This is a genomic window from Mesorhizobium sp. M0139 (genome assembly GCF_040322455.1).
In the GTDB taxonomy this organism is placed as follows: domain Bacteria; phylum Pseudomonadota; class Alphaproteobacteria; order Rhizobiales; family Rhizobiaceae; genus Mesorhizobium.
Window position 1 is genome coordinate 1 of sequence record NZ_JAMYTN010000050.1, and the last position, 959, is coordinate 959.

At 58.2% G+C, this 959-nt stretch carries 1 protein-coding gene; it reads right to left on the reverse strand.

What is annotated here, in order from left to right:
- Positions 1-903: IS481 family transposase (locus NKJ58_RS31450; protein ID WP_352854713.1), on the reverse strand; the 903-nt coding region annotated here is incomplete at its 3' end.
- Between the last annotated feature and the right edge of the window lie 56 nt (positions 904-959).

Sequence of the window (959 nt, forward strand, 5' to 3'; positions counted from 1 at the left end):
CGTGAGGCCCTTGAGGGTCTTCAGTCGACGGCCGAAATTATAGGCTAAGACGAAATCGGCGAGATGCTGGCGCAGTTGGTCATGGCTCTCGTAGTAGAAGCGTTTGACGGTCGCATCCTTGATCGTGCGGTTCATGCGTTCGACCTGGCCGTTGGTCCATGGGTGCCTTGGCTTTGTCGTTCGGTGGTCGATATCGGCCTTGGCGCAAGTATGTTCGAAGGCGTGCGCCCATATGATTTCTCCCGCCGCCATGGCTTCCTTGATCAGCGGAACGGCCGAGCCGCCGGCACCTGGGGTCGTGAACTGAATGCCGTTGTCGGTAAGCACTGTGTGGATCTTGTAAGGGACAGCATCAAGAAGATGGCGCAGGAAATCGGCGGAGACCGCTGTCGTTGCCTTCTCGTGCAGCTCGACGAAAGCGAACTTCGAGGTCCGATCTATGGCCACGAACATATGCAGCTTGCCCTGCTCGGTTCGGACCTCGGCGACGTCGATATGGAAGTAGCCGATTGGATAGGCCTTGAACTTCTTCCTTGCCGGCTTGTCGCCCTCGACATCCGGCAACCTGCCTATCCCGTGACGCTGCAGGCAGCGATGCAAGGATGACCGCGACAGATGCGGGATCGTCGGTTGGAGAGCATAGAGGCAATCGTCCAGTGGCAGCAGCGTATAACGCCGAAAGGCGACGATGACCGCCTCTTCCTCAGTCGATAGCACTGTCGACTTCGGATCTCTGGGGCCAGTCGGAAGATCGGCGGCCGACGTCCGGTTCCTCCACTTCCTAACCGTCTTCTGATTGATGCCGTAGCGCTTCGCCAGCGCCCTCAGGCTCTCTTGACTATGCTGTATCGCTCGACGGATCGCCTCTGTCGTCGTGGCGCTCCCATGAAGAACCTGGCCCATAGCGCATCCTTTGATTCGGACGAAAAGTATGCGCCATCAAAGCCTGGGATCAAACA